This is a genomic window from Thermodesulfobacteriota bacterium, from assembly GCA_031082315.1.
Lineage (GTDB): Bacteria > Desulfobacterota > QYQD01 > QYQD01 > QYQD01 > QYQD01.
In genome coordinates this window covers 36,988-58,964 of sequence record JAVHLC010000003.1, presented here as the reverse complement: position 1 = coordinate 58,964, position 21,977 = coordinate 36,988, and the positions used below count along the sequence as shown (strand labels likewise).

The following is a 21,977-nucleotide window of genomic DNA, read 5'->3' as shown; positions in this document are numbered from 1 at the left end:
ACTGTTTCAAACACCTAACGTGTTACGATATTTAGTCATTTGGATTTTATTTGAACTTTGAATTTTGGAATTTAAAATTATACACAAATCCTGGAGGATATTACCTTGCACATTCTTTTGACCAATGATGACGGGATACACGCTAAGGGACTCCATGCCCTTTATGACGTCCTGGCTCCGCACTACAAGGTCTCCGTGGTCGCCCCGGAAAGTGAGCAAAGTGCGGTTGGACACGCTATCACACTCCTAAATCCCCTCCGCGTCCGTGAAATACGTCTTAATAAAAATTTCCTCGGCCTGGCTGTTTCAGGAACACCGGCCGATTGCGTAAAGATCGCCATCAATGAAATCCTGGATACGCCTCCGGATATCGTGCTTTCCGGCATTAACCTCGGGGCTAACGTGGGGATAAATGTCCTTTATTCCGGTACGGTCTCTGCGGCCACCGAAGGGGCCATATTAGGCATCCCCTCTATAGCCGTATCTTTAAATACCTTTAAAGACCCCGACTTTTCCTTTGCCGCTCATTTTATCCGCAAGCTCATCAGGCGCGTAACTGAACTGGAGTTGAACTCGGCCACCTTACTTAACGTCAACATACCGGCCGTCCCGGCGGAGGATATCCGCGGCATCGCATTAACCCGTCAGGGAATTTCCCGCTTCGTGGAACGTTTTGACAAACGTATGGATCCCAGAGATAATGTTTATTACTGGCAGGCAGGAGAAACCCATTTCATCCGGGAGGGAAAAGACATAGATACCTGGGCCCTCTCCCGCAACCTGATATCCATTACGCCCCTGCACTTCGACCTCACCAACCATGCTGAACTGAACCGCATGCGCCAGGCAAAGATTCTAAAGGATATATTGAAGTCCTGACCCTAGCTTGACAGGCCCTTACCGGATGCTTAACTTGGTGGCATAGAAAATTCCTTTTGGGACGTATAATAATTTACCGCAGAGGGCGCAGAGAACGCAGGGATAGTATAAGTTTTAAGAATATTGTGTTTTATACTCTGCGATCTCCGCGTTCTCAGCGGTGAGTATAAACATAGTGAACGGTTACGTGGAGGAATTATGCGATTCGAAAAATTAACCATAAAATCCCAGGAAGCCATACAAAGCGCCCAGCAACTTGCGGAAAGCAAGGGGCATCAGCAGATAGAGCCGGAACATCTGATGGCCGCGCTTCTGGAACAACCGGAAGGTCTTGTCCCCGCTATCTTGAAAAAAACAGGCGTCGATCCGAAAGCGGTTATGGCCGGGGTGGAGCAACGGTTGGAAAGTCTCTCCAAGGTTTCCGGCGCAGGCTTTCAAGGGGCCTATATCTCGCCCCTCTTAAAAAGTATGCTGGACCGCTCCCTTAAGATAGCCGAGGAGATGCGGGACGACTACGTCAGTCAGGAACATCTCCTCATGGCCATGCTGGAGACAAAAGGCTCAGCGGTAGCGGATATCCTCCAGCAAAAAGGCATCAGCCGCGAGACGGTGATGCAGGCCCTTCTCAGTATCCGGGGCAGTCAGAGGGTGACCGATCCGAACCCGGAGGAAAAATATCAGGCCCTGGAACGCTACGGCCGGGACCTTACGGCCCAGGCCCGGTCAGGTAAGCTTGACCCGGTCATAGGCCGCGACGAAGAGATCCGCCGCGTTATCCAGGTGCTTTCCAGACGGACCAAAAACAACCCGGTACTTATCGGTGAACCCGGGGTCGGCAAGACCGCTATTGTAGAAGGCCTGGCCCAGCGCATTGTCAGCGGGGATATACCGGAGACCCTGAAAGACAAACAGGTGGTAACCCTGGACATGGGCGCCCTGGTCGCCGGCGCTAAATACCGGGGGGAGTTTGAAGATCGTTTGAAGGCCGTATTAAAAGAGATTCAGGAGAAACACGGCCAGATAATCCTGTTTATCGACGAGATGCATACCCTGGTCGGCGCCGGGGCGGCCGAGGGGGCTATTGACGCCTCAAACATGCTCAAACCGGCCCTGGCCCGTGGTGAGCTGCATTGTATCGGGGCCACCACGCTCGATGAATACAGAAAACATATCGAGAAGGATGCGGCCCTGGAACGCAGGTTCCAGCCGGTCCTGGTCACCGAACCGAACGAGGAAGACACCATATCTATATTGCGCGGGCTTAAAGAAAAATATGAGGTTCATCATGGCGTACGTATCAAGGACTCGGCCATAGTAGCAGCCGCTACCTTATCAAACCGGTATATAACCGACCGCTTTTTACCGGACAAAGCCATTGATCTCATCGATGAGGCGGCCGCTAAGCTGCGCATCGAAATAGACAGCCTCCCCGGCGAAATTGATGAGGTGCAAAGAAAGGCCGTACAACTTGAGATCGAACGCGAGGCCCTGCGCAAGGAGACAGATGCGGCCTCCAGGGAAAGATTGGAAAAGATCGAGAAGGAACTGGCGGATTTGCGTGAAAAAAGCAATGCCATGAAGGCCCACTGGCATAGAGAAAAAGAGGTTATCCAGAATATACGCTCCATTAAGGAAAAGATTGAAGAGGCCAAAAATAAAGAGACCCAGGCCGAAAGAAACGGCGACTTGACCAGGGCCGCAGAGATTCGCTACGGCCTGCTTCCGGATCTGGAGAAACAACTCGAGGCGAATAAAAAGGAACTGGAAGAATTGCAGACCGATAAAAAGATGCTTAAAGAAGAGGTGGATGAAGAAGACATAGCCGAGGTGGTTTCCCGTTGGACCGGGATACCGGTCTCCCGTATGATGGAAAGCGAGAAACAAAAGCTCATCCACATGGAAGACCGCCTGCGCCGGCGCGTAATCGGCCAGGAAGACGCCATCCGCGCCGTAGCCAATGCTGTGCGCCGGGCCCGTTCCGGGCTCCAGGATCCCAACCGCCCCATCGGCTCTTTCATCTTTATGGGACCGACGGGTGTAGGCAAGACCGAGCTGGCCAAGGCCTTGGCCGAGTTTATGTTTGACGACGAACAGGCCATGGTGCGTCTGGATATGTCTGAATTTATGGAGAAACACTCCGTGGCCAGACTTATCGGCGCCCCTCCGGGGTACGTCGGCTATGAAGAAGGAGGTTATCTCACGGAAGCGGTACGCCGCCGGCCCTACACCGTACTGCTCTTCGACGAGATAGAGAAGGCCCATCCCGATGTCTTTAATTCACTCCTGCAGATACTGGATGACGGCCGCATGACCGACGGTCAGGGGCGAACCGTGGACTTCAAGAACACCATTATTATTATGACCTCCAATATAGGCAGCCAGTATATACAGGACCTGGGCGAAAAAGACCGGGAGGAGATGGTGCGAAGGGTCATGGATGCCCTGCATACGCAGTTCAGGCCGGAGTTTCTGAACCGGATCGACGAGATAATCATCTTCCACGGCCTGGAGATGGAGCAATTGGAAAAGATTATCGACATCCAGATCGAGCTCCTGAAGAAGCGTCTCGCCGACCGGCACCTCAAGATCAAGCTGACCGATGGAGTCAAGGAGTTCCTGGCCAAGGTCGGATTCGATCCGGTCTTCGGGGCCAGGCCCCTCAAGAGGGCTATCCAGAAGTATATACAGGATGGCCTCGCCCTGAAATTGCTGGAAGGGGCGTTTCAGGAAGGAGATTCGATCCTGATAGACACTGACAATAAGGGAGAAGTCGTCTTTAGGAAAGCAGCGTAAGACGCAGAATTCAGAATACAGGAGACAGAAGTCAGATAAAACATATCTCAAAGGAGGATTTACTTATGCCGATTGTCAAATGGGAACCTTTCAGGGATTTATTGTCTTTACAGGATAGGATGAATCGACTTTTCGAGGAAAGCCTGGGCCGCACGGGAAAAAGAGAGGAATTAATCCAGGGCAGTTGGGCGCCCCCGGTGGATATTTATGAGACAGCAGAGGCGATAGTCATACAGGCCGACCTGCCTGGCTTGAATCAGGAAGACATCCGGGTGGAGATGAAGGATAACACCCTTGTCCTGAGCGGGGAACGGAGATTCCAGAAAGATGTTAAACAGGAAAACTACCACCGTATCGAGCGTTCTTACGGGGTATTTAACCGTTCCTTTGCCCTGCCCGCTAGTTTGGAGGCGGATAAGATCAAGGCAAGATTCTCAAATGGGATACTGGAAATCATCGTCCCTAAACAGGAAGAAGCCAAGCCTAAACAAATAAAAGTGAATATAGAGTAACCGCTATCGGGCGTGCCGTACGGCACGCCCGGCATCCTCTTGTTTTGCCTTTTCCACGGCACCATATCCCGTCATTTTCAGAATACGAAAAAAACTTGACACAAGTTCCTCAACATGTTAGTGGGCAAGTGAGTACACAAAACCTCATCGGTGCGGTGATGGAGTCCACCTAAACTGCTCTAAAAAGGGCTAATGACTCCTACCAAAGTTAGAGTTTCTGGTAGGGGGTGTTGGCTGGTGGATTCCAAGGACAAAGCTCCTTCCGGGCAAACTGTCTGGAGGAGTTTTTTTGTGTCCTGCCGATCTTTATTCCTTGCCTTTCCAGCCAAGGCGTCCGGTCAGAACCCAACCGAGGAAACCATCGTAGAACATACATTCCCCTTGGCCTTTAATTGCGTTCCTTTGTCTTTTTGGAGGGAGTGAGTATGCCCCGATCCCACTGCCCGAAATGTTGGCAAGAAGTTGGTGAAACCGCGACAGGATGCCCCGCGTGCGGGTTTAATATCCAAGAGTTCTGGAATTCGAAAGACTACTTTGATAAATTTATTCTGGCGCTAAATCATTCTGAACCGAATTCTCAGATCAACGCTGCCTGTGTGCTTGGCAAACTAAAGGATGCGCGGGCCGTTGACCCGCTTATCAATTTGGTCAAGAACGCCCCAAATGACAACGTGGCTAAAGCCGCAGTAAAGGCGCTTGGTGAAATCGGCACACCGGAGGCGAGGACATTTCTGAGTACCTTGGTCTATCACCCGGCAAAGATGATTAGAGACGAAGTGATGGCCATATTAGCTGTGTCCAAATACAATTCTTTCTTATCCAACGAGAAGAAAGGCGATCACCATGAATCCTAAGATCAGATCGGTCCGGGGAAACTGAAGACGCCTTCATGGCCGATTTTGCCGTGGCCATGGGAGGCGGACAGATCAAGACCGGGTCGGCCTGCCGCAGTGAACGGATAGCCAAATATAACCGGCTGCTGGAGATTGAAACGGAACTGGGCAAGTCGGCTATCTTTGAAAATCCGTTAAGAAGTTAGCGAGAAAAGACTATTGGCGATGGAGTCCGCCAGAAACGCCTCCTGGGGCTGATGACTCCTGCGAAAAATTTCCGGGTTCCGTGTTTTAGACCTGGAAATACGGGAGTTCATCAACATACGGAGGTTGGTAAACGGTGGAAAACATCTGGCTGACATCTGCGCTTTGGATGGGGCTTGCCCTGGCCTCATCGCTTATCTCGATAAGAGTGGCCATATCCGTGGCCTTGATAGAAATTATCGTTGGGTCTGTCGGCGGAAACCTGCTCGGTATGGCACCGGCTTCCTGGGTAAACTACCTGGCGGGAGTTGGGGCAATTCTCCTCACTTTCCTCGCGGGTGCCGAGATCGACCCGGTTGTCATCAGGAAACACTTCTGGCCAAGTACGACTATCGGGGCGGTAGGATTCTTTGCTCCCTTTTTCGGTGTCCTTGCCTATACTCATTACATCTCAGGCTGGCCCTGGCCGCAGGCGCAGATTGCGGGTATAGCCCTCTCCACCACCTCAGTAGCTGTGGTCTATGCGGTGATGATAGAAACGGGGTTCAACCAGACGGAAATCGGTAAGATCATCCTGGCGGCGTGCTTCATAAACGACATTGGAACCGTCCTGGCTCTAGGAGTCCTGTTTGCCAACTATAACGGCTGGCTGGCGCTGTTTGTCGTGATCACCGCTTTGGCCATGTGGCTGTTGCCTAGATTCGTTCCCTGGTATTTCAGGAAGGTCGGAAACCGGGTAAGTGAGCCGGAAATCAAATTCATCCTGCTTGTACTCTTCCTGCTGGGAGGACTGGGCAATATTGCCAGGAGTGAAGCGGTTCTGCCTGCCTATCTCATCGGGATGGTTCTGGCACCGTTCTTTCTCAAGGAGCGAGTCCTGGCTCAACGAATGCGGGTAATGACCTTTACGCTGCTGACCCCTTTTTATTTTCTGAAGGCGGGGTCGCTGGTCAAGGTCGAGACAGTGGCCTCGGCGCTCGGGCTGATCGCTGTGCTGCTTGGGGTCAAGATGGTTACAAAGTTTGTGGGAATATGGCCCCTTACCAGGAAATTCCGCTTTAATAAGCGAGAAGGGATGTACACGACCCTTATGATGTCCACCGGGTTGACGTTTGGCAGCATCTCCGCCCTATTCGGCCTGACCAACGGCATCATAGACCAGGATCAATACACCATTCTTGTGACCGCCGTGATCGGCAGCGCGGTCGTCCCTACGATTATCGCTCAGAGATGGTTCCAGCCTAATTCTGAAACTCTTGAGGAGGAGCACAACAATGCATAAGAAAATTCTGCACGGACTGGACGGCTCTGAGAGTGCCTACAAAGCGCTCAGAGAGGCCATCGATTTGTCAAAACGCTACGGAGCCGAGCTTCACACCATATCAGTGGAAGAGATGCCGCGCTATCCGGGCACCATCAGCGAAGTCGTCGAGGAGAAGGTGACCGCAAACGCCGCATATGGTGAAGTGATCGCCAGGGCCCGGGAAATGGCCAAACAGGAGGGAGTGGACCTCCATTCCCACGTGGTCGTTGGGCATGAGGTAAGAACGATTCTGGAATTCATCAAACAACAAGAGGTTGACCTGCTTGTGATAGGCTTCATGGGCCATTCAGCGCTCTATGAACGTGTAATGGGAGGCACCTGCCAGGGATTGGTACGCCTCGCCCCATGCTCCGTCCTAGTCGTGAAATAGGAAATTCAGCCACGAATCGACGCGAATTAGAGCATGTCGATCTGGAACTCAGGAAAACAGGAAAGAAGGGCAAACATTCAGCTGGGCATGACCAAACACACCAGCTAAATACCATGCTTGGCCCCAAGAGACTTAAGGCCACGCTGAGATTTTAGGTCTCCATGAAAACAGGACACGATAGTTGGAAAAAGGCAGAAAGTTTTTAGGCTTTGGGAAAAACGTCTTTATCACCGGACTGGTGAGTTTCTTTATGGACGTCAGTTCAGAGATGATTTATCCCCTGGTTCCACTTTTCCTGTCTAACGTGCTGGGGGCGAATAAGTCCTTAATTGGGCTGATCGAAGGCATAGCAGAGTCAACTGCGAGCCTTTTGAAGGTCTTTTCCGGCTGGTTTTCGGACAGGATCGGCAGGCGTAAAGGCCTCATGGCCGCGGGCTACGCCATATCGACATTGAGCAGGCCACTGGTGGCGCTGGCTGGGGGATGGCACCAGGTGCTCGGTTCCCGGTTTATGGACCGGTTCGGCAAAGGCGTGCGCACCTCTCCACGCGATGCCATAATCGCTGAATCGGCGGATAAGAGATTCCTGGGCCGGGCCTTTGGGTTTCACCGTTCCATGGATACCATGGGCGCAGTGGTAGGCCCCGGATTGGCTTTCTTCCTCCTAGGGATATTCTCGAACGACTACCGCAAGGTGTTTTGGCTATCCATGGTACCCGGGTTATTTGCGGTACTTTTGATCATCTTTTTCATAACTGAAAAGAAATCACGTTTGCCCAGAGATTCCGAGCGACCAAAACTCACGTTAAAGCATTTTGACAGTAGGTTCAGGTGGTTTCTTCTGGTGGTGACTGTCTTCGCCCTCGGCAATTCGAGCGATGTATTTTTAATCTTGAGGGCGCAGCAAGTCGGCATGCCGCCAGTGACCATCCCTCTGGTTTACCTGTTTTTCAATCTGATCTATTCCCTGACATCCGTTATCGCCGGTGTGGCGGCGGACAGGTTCGGGAGGAAAAGGATCATAATTTCCGGATTCCTTCTGTTTGCGCTCGTCTACTACGGCTTTGCAACCGCGGGACATACCAGGGTCATTTGGGTTCTGTTCGGTTTGTATGGATTGTTTATGGGGCTAACCGAGGGCGTTCAGAAGGCCTTTCTAACCACCATAATTCCGGCGGATTTCAAGGCCACAGCCTTTGGAGTTTACAATACGGCTATCGGCCTGGCCATGTTTCCGGCAAGCTTTATAGGAGGTTGGTTGTGGGACCATATCTCGCCCGCAGCCACATTCTACTTTGGTGCAGTAACTGCCGTATCAGCCGCAGTGGCTTTTGTGGCCTTTATCATTTTTGGAAAGAAAGGAGTTTCAACCTGAAGAGCGCGAAACAAATCTTTTCTTTCCAGCCGCAGAAACACACGAACAGTTCAGAAGCCATACAACATGCAAGAAGATACTACAAAAGGAATCATGGCCTTTGTCGAGGCACGGCGGAAGGAAACAGGAGGCTATGCAGCCACCCCGCGCCTTCCGGCCACAGTGGAGGACACCTACCATGCACTCCGTATTCTCGAAACCCTCGGAGATACCCCCTATCAGCAAGATACAGCTCTCAAGGAGTATCTCTCCCGTATAGCGGAAACGGACTGGGTGACAGCGCGGACTACTTTTCATGTCCTTTATGCCTGCCGCCTGGCCGGGATGTCGGTGGATGAGGATAGAACGACGGCTTTCCTAAAACGCCGTTTGAGGGAACCGTTGGATCTGGTCGAGAGGTACTACTGCGCCAGGATTCTACGGGAAGTCCTGAAAATCACAAATGACATTACGGGAAAAATAGCCAACGATCTTGCCCTAGCCCGCTGGAGAACGGCGGCTGAGCTTTGGATGATCCTGTATCTGGCGGATAGAAAACAAATAAACCGGATGCCGCACCGAACCAACTTGATTGCCTGGCTTCAGGCCTGTCAGAATGGCGACGGCGGCTTTGGGTTTCTGCCCGAAACCACATCCTACATTGAAAACTGCCACACCTGTCTCCGCGCTTTGGCCCTCCTTAATGCTGCCCCCCTAGACCCTGAAGGCTGCCGCGCTTTTATTGCGGCCTGTAGAACCGGAAGTGGCGGCTTTGCCCGCATTCACGGTGCGACAGCTTTTCTCGATGCCACCTGGCACACCGTGGCCGGCCTGGCGCTGCTCGTTAGCTTTTCGCCGTCAGCCTAACGGGCAGATGGCGAAAAACTTCTACCATCCTTCTTTCCGAAGTACCTCCATTGGTACCAGAACACTATGTATATGTCTATTTCCACATCCCGCTGTTTTTTGTATTGAAAATTACAACGGATATGTTAGAAATAATACCTTATTTTCCTTAACTTCAGGGCGTGGTTGTGAAAAAACATATTTCCATATTCCTTTCCTATCTAAAGATAGAAAAGAACTACTCCCCGCATACCCTGCGCAATTATGAGAGCGATCTTTTACAATTTGCCTCTTTTCTGGGTGATAAGGCAACTATTGAGGCCATCGACCATCTGTCCATTCGCAATTTTCTGGCCCACTTATACGCCAGGAATAAGCGTTCTTCCATAGGGCGCAAACTTGCCTCCATCCGCAGTTTTTTCCGTTACCTGGTCAAACGCGGGTTTTTGCCGCATAATCCCGCGGAACTGGTTTCCAGCCCCAAACAGGAAAAATTTCTGCCTACGTTCTTGCCTGTGGATGAGATTTTTGCCCTGGTGGAATCGCCAAAAGGGAACGAGTTTTTGACCTTACGGGACCGGGCTATCCTGGAACTCCTTTATTCTTGCGGTCTGCGTGTCGGTGAACTTGTGGCCATGAATACGGATAGTATAGATTTTCCCCTGGGTATAGCGCGCGTACTGGGCAAGGGCGGTAAGGAACGCATTGTGCCCGTTGGCAGCCGGGCGCTGGAGGCCCTCAAGAAGTACAAGGAGAAAAGTCAGAAAGCCATGCGCAAAACCGGCGCGCAGGATGTGAACCCGCTTTTTATCAATAGCCGCGGCGGTCGGCTTACTGCCAGGAGTGTAGAGCGGCTGGTCGGGAAATATGGCGAGATGGCCGGGCTATTCAAGCACGTGTATCCGCATGCCTTAAGGCATACGTTCGCCACCCATCTCCTGGACATGGGCGCAGACCTGCGCTCTGTACAGGAGATGCTCGGCCATGTCAGCCTTTCTACCACACAGAAATACACCCATGTCGGCCTGGACAAACTGATGGCCGTTTACGATAGCGCCCATCCCAAGGCCAAAGGCGATAAGTAAGGGAGGAGTCTGCACAAATGGAAAATGCCCTGGAGAAGATAAGGGGGACGACGATATTGGCCGTGCGCCACAGGGGAGAGGTAGTGGTGGCCGGAGACGGTCAGGTAACCCTGGGCAACACCATCATGAAGCACCAAGCCCGTAAAGTGCGCCGCCTGTACCAGGATAAGGTCATTACTGGTTTTGCCGGGGCTACCGCCGATGCCTTTACCTTGTTTGAGCGGCTGGAACAAAAGCTGGAAAAACACTCCGGCAACCTGGTCCGTTCCGTAGTGGAACTGGCCAAAGATTGGCGAACAGACCGGATCCTTAGGCGCCTGGAGGCCTTCTTAATAGCCGTGGATATGGAACGTTCCTTTCTTATTTCCGGGGCAGGCGACGTTATCGAACCGGATGACGGACTTCTGGCCATAGGCGCCGGCGGCCCCTATGCCCTGGCCGCGGCCCGGGCCCTGGTCTCGGCTTCAGACCTTGATGCCGAGAGTATTGCCAGAGAGGCCATGCGCATTGCCGCTTCAATCTGCATCTATACTAATGAAATAATATCGGTAGAAAAATTATGATCGACATAGAGACCTTAACCCCGCGCCAGATTGTAGCTGAGCTGGATAAATACGTGGTCGGACAGTCTGAGGCTAAACGCGCCGTAGCCATAGCGCTTCGAAACCGGTGGCGACGGCAGCAGGTTCCTGAGGAACTGCGCGATGAAATCGCCCCCAAGAACATAATTATGATCGGACCTACGGGCGTGGGCAAGACCGAGATTGCCCGGCGCCTGGCCAAACTTACCCAGTCGCCGTTCTTAAAAATAGAAGCCAGTAAGTTTACCGAAGTAGGCTATGTAGGTCGGGATGTGGAGTCCATGATTCGTGACCTGACTGAGCTGGCGGTAAACATGGTCAAGGCTGAGGAACGGGAAAAGGTAAAGGTCAAGGCCGCGGAGATCGCTGAGGAGAAACTGCTGGATATCCTTCTGCCGCCGGTGCGGGGAACCGCTCCGGCGCCGCTTTCCGGGACTTTACCGCCGGAGCAGCCGCCCCAGCCGTCAGCGGAAAGGACTGAGACCCGCGAAAAATTACGTAAGCTTCTTCGCGATGGGAAGTTAAACGATCGTTATGTAGATCTTGAGGTCTCACAGAGGGCGGTGCCCGTAGTTGAGGTATTTTCTGCCGCAGGCCTGGAAGACATGGATATTAATTTAAAAGAGATGTTCGGGAATCTCTTCCCTGCAAAGACAAAGAAACGGAAGGTAAAGGTGCCGGAGGCCCTGGAGATTCTGGCCCAGGAAGAAAGCCAGCGCCTGATTGATATGGACGCGGTTACGGAGCAGGCCAGAAAACGTGTTGAGCAGACCGGCATTATCTTTCTGGATGAGATCGATAAGATCGCCAGCCATGAGCACGGACATGGTCCCGACGTATCGCGCCTCGGCGTACAGAGAGACCTCTTGCCCGTCGTGGAGGGGACAACGGTCAATACCAAGTACGGCATGGTCAAAACCGATCATATCCTCTTTATCGCCAGTGGGGCCTTTCATATGGCCAAACCCTCGGACCTGATTCCTGAGATGCAGGGCCGTTTCCCTATAAGGGTAGAACTAAAGGCCCTGGGTAAGGGTGATTTTGTACGTATTTTGACCGAGCCGCAAAATGCGCTGGTTACCCAATACCAGTCCCTTATGGCCACGGAAAAAGTACAGCTTATATTCGAGTCCGACGGCATTGAGGAGATAGCCTCCATAGCCACAGTGGTTAATGAGCGTACCGAGAACATCGGCGCGCGGCGGCTGCACACGGTCATGGAAAAACTTCTCGATGAGATATCATTTAATGCCCCGGAAATGACCAATATGTCTTTTACGATAACGGCCGGTTACGTCCGGGACAGATTAAACGAGATCGTCAAGGATGAGGATCTCAGTCGGTTTATTTTATAATAACGAACATGGTGTACCGAATGGAAGAGTGGGTGGAAAAGGCCAGGGTATTGATCGAGGCCCTGCCCTATATTCAGACATTTTACGGAAAGACGGTGGTCATAAAATATGGCGGACATGCCATGGTCAACGACCACCTCAAGCAAAGCTTTGCCCGGGACGTGGTCCTCATGCGTTATATCGGCCTGCGACCCATAGTTATTCATGGCGGCGGGCCGCAAATAGGCGAAGTCCTGAAACGCATGGGCATCCAGTCCACCTTTGTTCAGGGTCTGCGCGTCACGGACAGTGAGACCATGAGCGTTGTAGAAATGGTGCTGGGAGGCAAGGTCAACAAAGAGATCGTCACCCTTATCAATCAGAGCGGGGGCCGGGCCGTGGGCCTAGGCGGTAAGGATGGGCGCTTACTACAGGCCAAAAAGATGCATGTTTACCAGTCGCGGGGGGAAGATCTGCCCCCTGAGATTATAGACGCAGGCATGATCGGTGAGATCACGGCTGTCGATGCCGCAGTCCTTAAGGCCCTTGAAGACAGCCAGTTTATACCGGTCATCGCCCCTATAGGGGTGGGGGCAGAGGGAGAATCATACAATATTAATGCCGACCTCGTAGCCGGAGCAGTGGCCGGCGCTTTAAAGGCGGCCAAGCTCATCCTGCTCACGGACGTTCCGGGGGTGTTGGATAAAGACGGGAAGCTGGTTCAATCGCTGACTACCGAGCAGGCCGGGAAAATGCTGTCTGACGGTTTTATTACCGGCGGGATGATCCCCAAGGTCAACTGCTGCCTTAAGGCGTTAACCGAAGGCGTAGAAAAGGCTCATATTATCGATGGCCGGATTGAGCATGCCGTCCTCCTGGAGATATTTACCCAGAGCGGGGTCGGCACCCAGGTCATACCGTAGGAAGACGAAATATGGACGCAGGCAAGAAAGACTGGATGAGTTTATCAGACCGTTATATTATGCACACCTATGGCCGCAGCCCGGTTACCCTGATAGAAGGAAAGGGCTGCCGGGTATTCGACTCCGACGGGAAGATGTATCTTGATTTTGTGGCCGGGATTGCGGTCTGTAGCCTGGGGCATGCCCACCCTGAGGTCGCGGAGGCCGTGCGCCGCCAGGCCCGGAAACTCGTGCATGTCTCAAACCTTTACTATACCGTGCCCCAGATAGAACTGGCCGAACTGCTGATCGAACACTCCTTTGCCGACCAGGTGTTCTTCTGTAACAGCGGGGCAGAGGCCAATGAAGCGGCTATCAAACTGGCGCGAAAATATTCACGAGACCGTTTTGGCGAGGGCCGTTATGAAATTATCTGCCTCCAGGGCTCATTTCATGGCCGCACCCTGGCTACCCTCTCGGCCACCGGGCAGGAGAAATTCCACAAGGGTTTTGAGCCTCTTATGGACGGCTTTAAGCACGTGCCGGCCGGTGACCTGGGGGCCATGAAAGAGGCCATAACCGAGAAGACCTGCGCCATCCTTATGGAACCGATCCAGGGTGAAGGCGGGGTCGTATTGTTTTCTCCCGACTATTTACCGGCAGTTAGAAAATTGTGCGATGAGCACGGGCTGCTCCTTATTCTGGACGAGGTTCAGGTCGGTATGGGCCGTACCGGGACCCTGTTTGCCTATGAGCATTACGGGATAAAACCGGACATGATGACCCTGGCCAAGGCCCTGGCCAACGGACTTCCTCTGGGCGCGCTTTTGGCCCGGGAAGAGGTTGCCGGTTCCTTTACGCCGGGCACGCATGCCTCGACCTTTGGCGGCAACCCGCTAGTCTGTGCGGCCGCTACCGTGGTTCTAAAGACCCTTCTGGAAGGCAACTTCCTTTCAACCTGCCGGGAAATAGGTAGATATTTCAAACAGGGGCTGGAGGATCTGGCTGCCCGTTATCCTTCTCTCATTAAGGAAGTGCGCGGCCTGGGACTTATCCTGGGACTGGAGCTAAAGGTGGAAGGCGCTGATTTTGTAACAAACCTTCTCCATAAAGGTTTCCTCATAAACTGTACCCAGGGGAATATATTGCGCTTTACGCCGCCCCTTATAGTAACCAAGGCGGAAATCGATTTGCTCCTTGGCGCCCTGGACGAAGAATGCAGGAACAGGCCATGAAAAAAGACCTCTTGGGTATCAACGACCTGACCAAGGAAGATATACGGGCTATTATCACGCGGGCTATGGCCTTTAAGAAGGACAAAGGGGATACTTCTTACCGGACGCTGCTCGGTAAGACTATCGGCCTCATCTTTGAAAAGGCCTCCACCCGTACCCGCGTCTCTTTTGAGGCCGCCATGTTCCAGCTCGGAGGCAACATCACCTTCCTGTCCACCCGGGATACCCAGTTAGCCCGTCAGGAGCCGCTGGCCGATACGGCCCGCGTTCTATCCCGGTATCTGGACGGGCTTGTGATACGAACCTTTGCCCAGGATACGGTCGAGGAATTGGCGGCCCACGCCACCATCCCGCTGATAAACGGTCTTACCGACCTCTACCATCCGTGCCAGATTCTAAGCGATGTCATGACCGTTGTTGAAAAGAAAGGCGCTATAGAAAACCTAAGGATAGCCTGGGTGGGAGATGGGAATAACGTGGCCCATTCCTGGATCGAGGCCGCGGCCACGCTGGGGTTCTCCCTTTCCCTGGCCTGCCCCAGGGGTTACGGACCACGGACAGATGTCCTGGAACCAGCCCTGAAAAAGGCTCAAAAGCCCCTCCTGCTATTCGAGGATCCGGCAAAGGCGGTAGAAGGCGCTGATGTTATCAACACGGATGTCTGGGCCAGCATGGGGCAGGAAGATGAGGCGGCTGAACGCCGGAAGGTCTTCAGGCCCTACCAGATCAACAGTGAACTGCTGCGCCGGGCCAAGGACGACGCCATAGTTCTCCACTGCCTGCCGGCGCACAGAGGTGAAGAGATAACTGCCGAAGTCCTGGAAGGGCCGCAGTCGGTAGTATTTGACCAGGCTGAAAACAAACTGCACGTCCATAAGGCCATACTGGCCATGATGATTAAATGATCTTCGTCCGGAAACCAAAAATTCCGGACGAGCAGTCAGCACTCGGCCATCAGCGATCAGCTTAATGTGTTGTTTGCCTTGGATTTTTGCTGACAGCTAATCGCTGATAGCTGAAAGCATGGAGAAGGTGAGATTGGAATGGCAGAAAAAGTCAAAAAGATTGTGCTGGCCTACTCCGGCGGGCTGGATACCTCGGTCATACTGAGATGGCTTAAAGAGACCTATCAGTGCCCGGTAACAGCCTTTGTGGCCAACATCGGCCAGCCGGAAGACTGGGAAGCCCTCAGAAAAAAGGCCATAGATACGGGCGCAGACAAGGTCTATATAGATGACCTGCGGGATACCTTTGTGCGTGATTATGTCTTCCCTGCCTTTCGGGCCAATGTGGTCTATGAGAGCGGCTATCTCCTCGGTACATCACTGGCCCGGCCGCTTATCGCCCGCCGCCAGGTGGAGATCGCCAGAAAAGAAAAGGCCAATGCCGTCAGCCATGGGGCCACAGGTAAAGGTAACGACCAGGTGCGTTTCGAGCTGAGCTATATGGCTATCGACCCCGGCCTGATTATCATTGCCCCCTGGCGGGAATGGGATTTTAGAGCACGTCAGGACCTCATCAAATTCGCCCGGAAGCACGGCATCCCCGTCCCCACTACCAAGAAAAAACCTTATAGCTGTGACTGCAATCTCCTGCACATAAGTTATGAAGGGGGCATCCTGGAGGACCCTTGGCAAGAACCGCCACAGGATATGTTCGCCCTTACCCGCTCGCCGGAAAAGGCGCCGTCAAAACCGACTTATATAGAAATTGACTTTAATAAGGGAGACCCCGTAGCCATAGACGGGTTAGCTATGCAGCCGGTTGACCTCCTGACCGGATTAAACGAGCTCGGGGGGTTAAACGGTATCGGCCGGGTGGACATTGTCGAAAATCGCTTTGTGGGTATGAAATCGCGCGGGGTATATGAAACCCCGGGCGGGACAATCCTGCGCATAGCCCATCAGGCCTTGGAATCGATCACTATGGACCGGGAGGTCATGCATATCCGGGACAGCCTCATCCCCCGCTATGCCGAGATGATCTATTACGGTTTCTGGTTTTCGCCGGAGATGCGCCTCCTGCAAAAGACTATGGACGAGACCCAGACCACGGTGACGGGAACGGTGCGGCTCAAGCTCTATAAAGGTAACTGTACGGTCGTAGGCCGCAAATCTGATCAGTCGCTTTATATACAGGAACTGGCCACCTTTGAAGAAGATGATATCTATCGACAAAAGGATGCCGAGGGTTTTATACGCCTGAACGGATTGCGGCTAAAAGTGCAGGCCTTACAAAGAAAGAGGCGTTCATAGTTATGGCTCAGAAAAAACCCTGGGGCGGCCGGTTTCGCCAGAAAACATCTGGGTTGGTAGAGGAATTCACCTCTTCCATCCATTTTGACCGCAGGCTTTATCCCTATGATATCGAGGGCAGCATTGCCCACTGCCGGATGCTGGCCAGACAGAAGCTTATCACTAAAGATGAGGCCAGGCTTATCGTTGACGGCCTCCGGGCCATAAAAAAAGAGATCGACCGGGGCCAATTTCTTTTTACCCCTTCCCTGGAAGACATCCACATGCATATTGAAAAGGCCCTTGTTGACAAGATCGGGCCGGCCGGGGAAAAACTGCATACCGCCAGGAGCCGCAATGACCAGGTGGCTACTGATGTGCGGCTTTACCTGCGGGATAAGGTGCAGGAAATTATCGGCCTGATTAAAGGATTACAGCAAAGTTTGGTGGGTCTGGCCCGCCGGTACAGCGACGTCATTATGCCCGGATACACGCACCTGCAAAGGGCCCAGCCGATACTCCTTGCCCATCACCTCCTGGCCTATTACGAGATGTTAAAAAGGGACCGGGAGCGCTTTTGGGAATGCCTCAAACGGATTAACGTCCTTCCCCTGGGGAGTGCGGCCCTGGCCGGCACGGGCCTTCCCATTGACCGGCAATATGTGGCCAACCTGCTGGATTTCCCTTCTATCTCCGCCAACAGTATAGATGCAGTGAGCGACAGGGACTTTGCGCTGGAGTTTCTGGCGGACTGCTCTATTCTCATGGTTCATTTGAGCCGCCTTTCAGAAGAACTCATCCTCTGGTCGAGCAGCGAGTTCTCCTTTATTGAGATAGGCGATGCCTTTTGTACAGGCAGCAGCATAATGCCGCAGAAGAAAAACCCTGACGTCCCGGAACTGGTGCGGGGAAAGGCCGGACGGGTCTTCGGCCATCTTCTCTCCCTGCTCACCGTGATGAAGGGCTTGCCTCTGGCCTATAACCGGGACATGCAGGAAGACAAGGAGGCCCTCTTTGATGCGGTGGATACGGTTGCCCGGGTATTGACCGTCTATAGCGCCATGCTGGGGCAGATCGAGATCCGGCGGGACAAGGTAAATAAAGCCGTGCGGAAGGGATTTCTGACCGCTACGGACCTGGCTGACTACCTGGTTTTACGGGAAGTGCCTTTCCGGGAGGCCCATGCCATCGTCGGCCGGATAGTGCGTTATTGCCTGGATAAGGGTTGCGAACTTACCGACTTATCCTTGGATGAACTTAAAAAATTTTCGGATAGGGTTGAGGCCGATGTCTTCGAATATATCCGCCTGGAAAAGTCGGTAGAAAGCCGGGTCTCAACCGGGGGAACGGCCCGCAGACTGGTACTGGCGGCACTTAAGGCCGCCGAGAAGGAGCTTAAGTGATAAGGTCTTTGGCCTGGAGAATGGTTATTATTACCGGCCTTGCCCTTAGCCTCCTGGCCTGCGGCAAGAAGATGCCGCCCCGCCCGCCGCGTGAAGTAGTTCCCCAGGCCGTGACCGGATTTTCCGCCCGTTTGGCGGAAAAGGCCATTGTGCTGACCTGGAAGCCGCCCATAAAACGCAAGGATGGATCTCCTTTAATCCGCCTTTCCGGCTTCCGGGTGCTGAGAGCCGATTATACATTTGCCGAAGATTGTCCCGGATGCCCCGTACACTATACAGACATCTTCAATGTCAGGTGGCCCGGCCCAAACAAGGAAACAGCTACCGAGTATCTGGTGAAATTTGTCGATACCGATCTGGCCTACGGCCATAAATATGTCTATACCGTGCAGGCCGTAGATGATGACGGCCGTATTGGAGCGGAAGCCGGACCCGTAATCATCTATTGGGACGTGCCACCCGGTCCGCCAGCAGCCCTTAACGTCCAGGCCGGAGATAGTCAGGCTGTGCTTGGCTGGAAGGCCCCGGAAAAGTTATCGAACGGGTCAGCCGTGGGTGAGCCGCTTTCTTATTATATTTACCGGCGCGAAGGAGACGGGCCGTACGAGCGTCTGCTGGCGGCCGGACTCCTCTCCAATACTGCATTTACAGATACCTCAACAGCCAATGATGCGTTTTACACCTATCGGGTACGCGCCGTACGGTCAGTAAAAACTACCCTTATTGAAGGCCCGGAGAGCGACGAGGTTACAGCCTTCCCTAAAGATATGACGCCGCCGGCCCCGCCTACGGGTCTATCGGCCATAGCTTCACCGGAAGGCATCGTCCTGAGATGGATAGACAATACAGAGGCCGATCTGGCCGGTTATCGCGTCTATAGGCGGACGAAAGAAGAAGACAAGTGGCGATGTCTTTCCCGGAAGCCGGAGAAATCAGTACGCTATACAGACAAAGAGGTGCATAAAGGAGAAGCGTATCATTATGCGGTAACCGCCCTGGATTCTTCGCCCCGGCAGAATGAAAGTACGATGTCCCTTGAGGTCAAGGTATGGGCCGAGTAGTATCTTTTTGAGAGGGGAAAAAGGGTTGCATCACTTTAACTACGTCGCTGATGAATTATATTGTGAAAACGTGCCGGTTGCCGCTATTGCCGGGGCGGTGGGGACTCCTTTTTATCTTTACAGCCACGCCACATTAAGCCACCATTTCAAGACGTTTGACCGGGCCTTCGGCAAAGTTCCTCATCTGGTCTGTTTCGCTCTAAAGGCCAACTCGAACCTGGCTGTGGTCAGGCTCCTGGCCAACCTGGGGGGCGGCGCGGATATTGTCTCCGGCGGGGAACTATACCGGGCCCTTAAGGCCGGTGTTTCGCCGGACAAGATCGTCTATTCCGGCGTGGGGAAGCGCACTGATGAGATTCAAGATGCCCTCAAGGCCGGCATCCTGATGTTCAATATCGAGTCTTCACAGGAGCTTTTGGCCATAAATAAGATAGCGGCCCGGATGAAAAAGAAGGCCCGTATTGCCTTGAGGGTCAACCCTGATGTTGACCCCAGGACACATCCATATATCTCTACGGGACTAAAGAAAAATAAATTTGGCATAGACATCGGGCGTTCTCTTAAAGAATACAGAGAGGCGCGCAGCCTTTCCCACGTGGAAATTGCAGGCGTGAGCTGCCATATCGGCTCCCAGATCACAGAGGTAGCGCCATTCATTGATGCCTTAGTAAAGTTGAAGGATCTCATTGTCCGACTGCAAACAGAAGGCATTGATATCCGTTATCTGGATCTGGGCGGCGGGTTGGGCATCCGCTACGACCAGGAAGAGCCCCCGCATCCCTTTGCCTATGCCGAGGCCATTATAAAAAACATGCGCGATATGGACGTTACACTGATCCTCGAACCCGGAAGAGTGATTGTGGGAAATGCCGGGGCGCTGGTGACCAGGGTCTTGTACACCAAGAATAATGGGAGCAGGCATTTTCTGATCGTGGATGCCGGCATGAATGATCTGGCCCGGCCTAGTCTTTACGGCTCCTATCATGCCATCTGGCCGGTCAGGGACAAGTATGCCGGAGAAAAGATAAAGGCAGACGTGGTGGGGCCTATCTGTGAATCCGGTGATTTCCTGGCCAGAGACCGGGAGCTTCCGGATTTTGCCCCCGGTGATCTTATGGCGGTTATGAGTGCGGGGGCCTATGGTTTTTCCATGTCTTCCAACTATAACAGCCGCCCGCGGGTGGCCGAGGTTATGGTCAAGGGCCGTGATTTTTCCGTCATCCGGCGCCGCGAGACCCGCCAATCCCTGGTTCGGGGTGAGAAGGTACCGGATTTTCTGCAAGGTTCTCAGGTAAAATAGTCCATGGGGAAAAGGTTGTCTTTTTATAAAATGAGCGGCAGCGGTAATGATTTCATCATTATTGACAACCGTTCCGGTCTCGTTGGTGTCAATGAGGGATCCGCGTGGGCCCGCCGACTGTGCCGCCGCAAGGTATCGGTAGGGGCCGACGGTTTGATTCTAATCGAACCTCCCAGTATGTCCGATGCCGATTTCAAGTGGCGATTTTATAATGCCGATGGCAGCGAGGCCGAGATGTGCGGTAACGGCGGGCGCTGTGCGGCCCGTTTTGCCTACGTAAACCGGATAGCCGGTCCTGAGATGACCTTTGAGACCATCGCCGGCTTGATCCGGGCCGAAGTGACCGATCATCGGGTGAAACTGGAGATGGTGCCCCCGCGGGATCTGCGCATGGATATAAAAGTCTTGACAAATCAAGGGAAATACGTTGTACATTTCATAAACACGGGCGTACCGCATGTCGTCCATTTTGTCCCCGACCTGGATAAAGTAAATGTCTCTGAGTGGGGCCGGAGCATCCGTTTTCATGCCGAGTTTCAGCCGGCCGGCACCAACGTTAATCTTGTCCGGGTCTTGGACAGACAAAATATCTCCATACGCACCTACGAGCGGGGGGTGGAGGATGAGACCCTGGCCTGCGGCACAGGATCAGTGGCCGCAGCAATCATCGCCTCTCTGAAACACGGGATTGTGCCGCCGGTTCACGTACAAACGCGCGGTGGAGAAATACTTGACGTCTATTTTAAATCCGGCCCGGGGGGCATAAGCCACGTCTTTCTGGAAGGCGAGGCAAAAATCGTCTATGAAGGTCTATTAAGGGAGGAAGAACTATGAAACGGAAAACAGCGGAGATAGCAAAAGGGGCTATGGTGGCTATTGTCACTCCCTTCAAAAAGGGCAAGGTAGATGAGAAGGGCCTAAAAAAGCTCATAGAATTTCAGATTAAAAACGGCACGCACGCTATTATTCCCTGCGGGACAACCGGCGAAGCGGCTACGCTTTCCCACGAGGAACATATGTCTGTAGTTGAGATCACGGTACAGACGGTGGCCGGCCGGGTGCCGGTAGTGGCCGGTACAGGCTCCAATAGCACATCTGAATCCATACTATTGACCAAACATGCCCAGAAAGCCGGCGCTGATGCGGCGCTGTTAATCACCCCTTACTATAATAAACCCACACAGGAGGGACTCTATCAGCATTTCAAGGCCGTGGCAGATAAAGTCGATATCCCCATCGTTCTCTATAATGTCCCCGGCCGGACCAGTGTCAACATGCTGCCCGAAACAGTGGCCCGTCTGGCTGAGATAAAAAATATCATAGGAATCAAGGAGGCCACGGGCTCATTACAGCAAATCAGCGAGGTTATACGCCTCTCCAATAAGAAATTCAGTCTGGTATCCGGAGACGATTTTACGGTCTTACCTACACTGGCTGTAGGTGGTAAGGGAGTTATCTCCGTGGTATCCAATGTGGCGCCAAAGGACATGGCCGATCTTTGTAGTGCCTTTGAGGCCCGGGACCGACAAAAGGCCCAGGAACTGCACTATAAACTTCTCCCGCTTTGCCAGGCCATGTTTTATGAGACCAATCCCATACCGGCAAAGACGGCGCTTGGACTCATGGGCATGATTTCGCCGGAACTCAGGCTGCCGCTGTCGCCCATGTCACCAAAAAATGTGGAACGCCTGAAGGCTGTGCTTAAAGACTACGGACTTATTAAGTAA

20 protein-coding genes, 1 pseudogene and 2 riboswitches are annotated in these 21,977 nt (G+C 53.1%); all 21 genes and pseudogenes read left to right on the top strand.

The genetic code is table 11. From position 1 onward, the window contains the following. Nucleotides 1–105 precede the first annotated feature (105 nt). The 21 genes and pseudogenes from surE to dapA all read left to right on the top strand — a co-directional run bounded on the left by surE (nucleotide 106) and on the right by dapA (nucleotide 21,977). Nucleotides 106–879, top strand: a complete 774-nt coding sequence (gene surE, locus RDU59_03750) for a 5'/3'-nucleotidase SurE (GenBank protein MDQ7837589.1) — start codon at nucleotides 106–108, stop codon at nucleotides 877–879. A 198-nt stretch (nucleotides 880–1,077) separates the two neighbouring features. After that, a complete protein-coding gene (gene clpB, locus RDU59_03745) occupies nucleotides 1,078–3,672 on the top strand; it encodes an ATP-dependent chaperone ClpB (GenBank protein ID MDQ7837588.1) in 2,595 nt (864 codons plus the stop codon). A gap of 65 nt (nucleotides 3,673–3,737) precedes the next feature. Next, nucleotides 3,738–4,184, top strand: coding sequence for an Hsp20/alpha crystallin family protein (locus RDU59_03740; protein MDQ7837587.1), 447 nt, complete (start codon nucleotides 3,738–3,740; stop codon nucleotides 4,182–4,184). A gap of 145 nt (nucleotides 4,185–4,329) precedes the next feature. Beyond that, nucleotides 4,330–4,393: riboswitch (Fluoride riboswitch) on the top strand. Between the two features lie 216 nt (nucleotides 4,394–4,609). Further along, nucleotides 4,610–5,038, top strand: a complete 429-nt coding sequence (locus tag RDU59_03735) for a HEAT repeat domain-containing protein (GenBank protein ID MDQ7837586.1) — start codon at nucleotides 4,610–4,612, stop codon at nucleotides 5,036–5,038. An 8-nt stretch (nucleotides 5,039–5,046) separates the two neighbouring features. Next, nucleotides 5,047–5,223: pseudogene (locus RDU59_03730) on the top strand (phosphopyruvate hydratase). Nucleotides 5,224–5,229: 6 nt separating this feature from the next. Further along, a riboswitch (Fluoride riboswitch) is annotated at nucleotides 5,230–5,291 on the top strand. Between the two features lie 66 nt (nucleotides 5,292–5,357). Next, nucleotides 5,358–6,503, top strand: a complete 1,146-nt coding sequence (locus RDU59_03725) for a cation:proton antiporter (GenBank protein MDQ7837585.1) — start codon at nucleotides 5,358–5,360, stop codon at nucleotides 6,501–6,503. Next, nucleotides 6,496–6,915, top strand: a complete 420-nt coding sequence (locus tag RDU59_03720) for a universal stress protein (protein MDQ7837584.1) — start codon at nucleotides 6,496–6,498, stop codon at nucleotides 6,913–6,915. The genes RDU59_03725 and RDU59_03720 overlap by 8 nt, the downstream gene beginning before the upstream one ends. Nucleotides 6,916–7,096: 181 nt before the next feature. Beyond that, nucleotides 7,097–8,290 carry an MFS transporter gene (locus RDU59_03715; protein MDQ7837583.1) on the top strand — a complete coding sequence of 398 codons (1,194 nt, stop codon included), beginning with the start codon at nucleotides 7,097–7,099 and terminating at the stop codon, nucleotides 8,288–8,290. Nucleotides 8,291–8,356: 66 nt separating this feature from the next. Continuing rightward, nucleotides 8,357–9,136 (top strand): hypothetical protein, encoded by a 780-nt coding sequence (locus tag RDU59_03710; protein MDQ7837582.1) that lies wholly within the window; start codon nucleotides 8,357–8,359, stop codon nucleotides 9,134–9,136. A gap of 167 nt (nucleotides 9,137–9,303) precedes the next feature. After that, the gene (gene xerC / locus RDU59_03705; protein MDQ7837581.1) at nucleotides 9,304–10,200 is read left to right on the top strand and encodes a tyrosine recombinase XerC; all 897 of its coding nucleotides are present in this window, start codon (nucleotides 9,304–9,306) and stop codon (nucleotides 10,198–10,200) included. Nucleotides 10,201–10,217: 17 nt separating this feature from the next. Beyond that, on the top strand, nucleotides 10,218–10,763 hold the full coding sequence (gene hslV, locus RDU59_03700; protein MDQ7837580.1) for an ATP-dependent protease subunit HslV: 546 nt from the start codon (nucleotides 10,218–10,220) through the stop codon (nucleotides 10,761–10,763). Between the two features lie 5 nt (nucleotides 10,764–10,768). After that, a complete protein-coding gene (gene hslU, locus RDU59_03695) occupies nucleotides 10,769–12,136 on the top strand; it encodes an ATP-dependent protease ATPase subunit HslU (GenBank protein ID MDQ7837579.1) in 1,368 nt (455 codons plus the stop codon). 20 nt (nucleotides 12,137–12,156) lie between these two features. Continuing rightward, the gene (gene argB / locus RDU59_03690) at nucleotides 12,157–13,038 is read left to right on the top strand and encodes an acetylglutamate kinase (protein MDQ7837578.1); all 882 of its coding nucleotides are present in this window, start codon (nucleotides 12,157–12,159) and stop codon (nucleotides 13,036–13,038) included. Between the two features lie 11 nt (nucleotides 13,039–13,049). Then, complete coding sequence (locus tag RDU59_03685; GenBank protein ID MDQ7837577.1) at nucleotides 13,050–14,252, top strand: acetylornithine transaminase; 1,203 nt, start codon at nucleotides 13,050–13,052, stop codon at nucleotides 14,250–14,252. Continuing rightward, complete coding sequence (argF, locus tag RDU59_03680) at nucleotides 14,249–15,157, top strand: ornithine carbamoyltransferase (protein MDQ7837576.1); 909 nt, start codon at nucleotides 14,249–14,251, stop codon at nucleotides 15,155–15,157. Before RDU59_03685 ends, argF begins: the two co-directional genes overlap by 4 nt. A gap of 138 nt (nucleotides 15,158–15,295) precedes the next feature. Next, the gene (locus RDU59_03675) at nucleotides 15,296–16,507 is read left to right on the top strand and encodes an argininosuccinate synthase (GenBank protein ID MDQ7837575.1); all 1,212 of its coding nucleotides are present in this window, start codon (nucleotides 15,296–15,298) and stop codon (nucleotides 16,505–16,507) included. 2 nt (nucleotides 16,508–16,509) lie between these two features. Next, nucleotides 16,510–17,889: an argininosuccinate lyase gene (argH, locus tag RDU59_03670; GenBank protein ID MDQ7837574.1), complete on the top strand. Its 1,380-nt coding sequence runs from the start codon at nucleotides 16,510–16,512 to the stop codon at nucleotides 17,887–17,889. Continuing rightward, entirely contained in the window at nucleotides 17,886–18,950 is a 1,065-nt protein-coding gene (locus tag RDU59_03665; protein MDQ7837573.1) for a hypothetical protein, read from the top strand. Before argH ends, RDU59_03665 begins: the two co-directional genes overlap by 4 nt. A 25-nt stretch (nucleotides 18,951–18,975) precedes the next feature. Further along, the gene (lysA, locus tag RDU59_03660; protein MDQ7837572.1) at nucleotides 18,976–20,250 is read left to right on the top strand and encodes a diaminopimelate decarboxylase; all 1,275 of its coding nucleotides are present in this window, start codon (nucleotides 18,976–18,978) and stop codon (nucleotides 20,248–20,250) included. Nucleotides 20,251–20,265: 15 nt separating this feature from the next. After that, the gene (dapF, locus tag RDU59_03655; GenBank protein MDQ7837571.1) at nucleotides 20,266–21,084 is read left to right on the top strand and encodes a diaminopimelate epimerase; all 819 of its coding nucleotides are present in this window, start codon (nucleotides 20,266–20,268) and stop codon (nucleotides 21,082–21,084) included. A 17-nt stretch (nucleotides 21,085–21,101) separates the two neighbouring features. Beyond that, nucleotides 21,102–21,977 (top strand): 4-hydroxy-tetrahydrodipicolinate synthase, encoded by an 876-nt coding sequence (dapA, locus tag RDU59_03650; protein ID MDQ7837570.1) that lies wholly within the window; start codon nucleotides 21,102–21,104, stop codon nucleotides 21,975–21,977.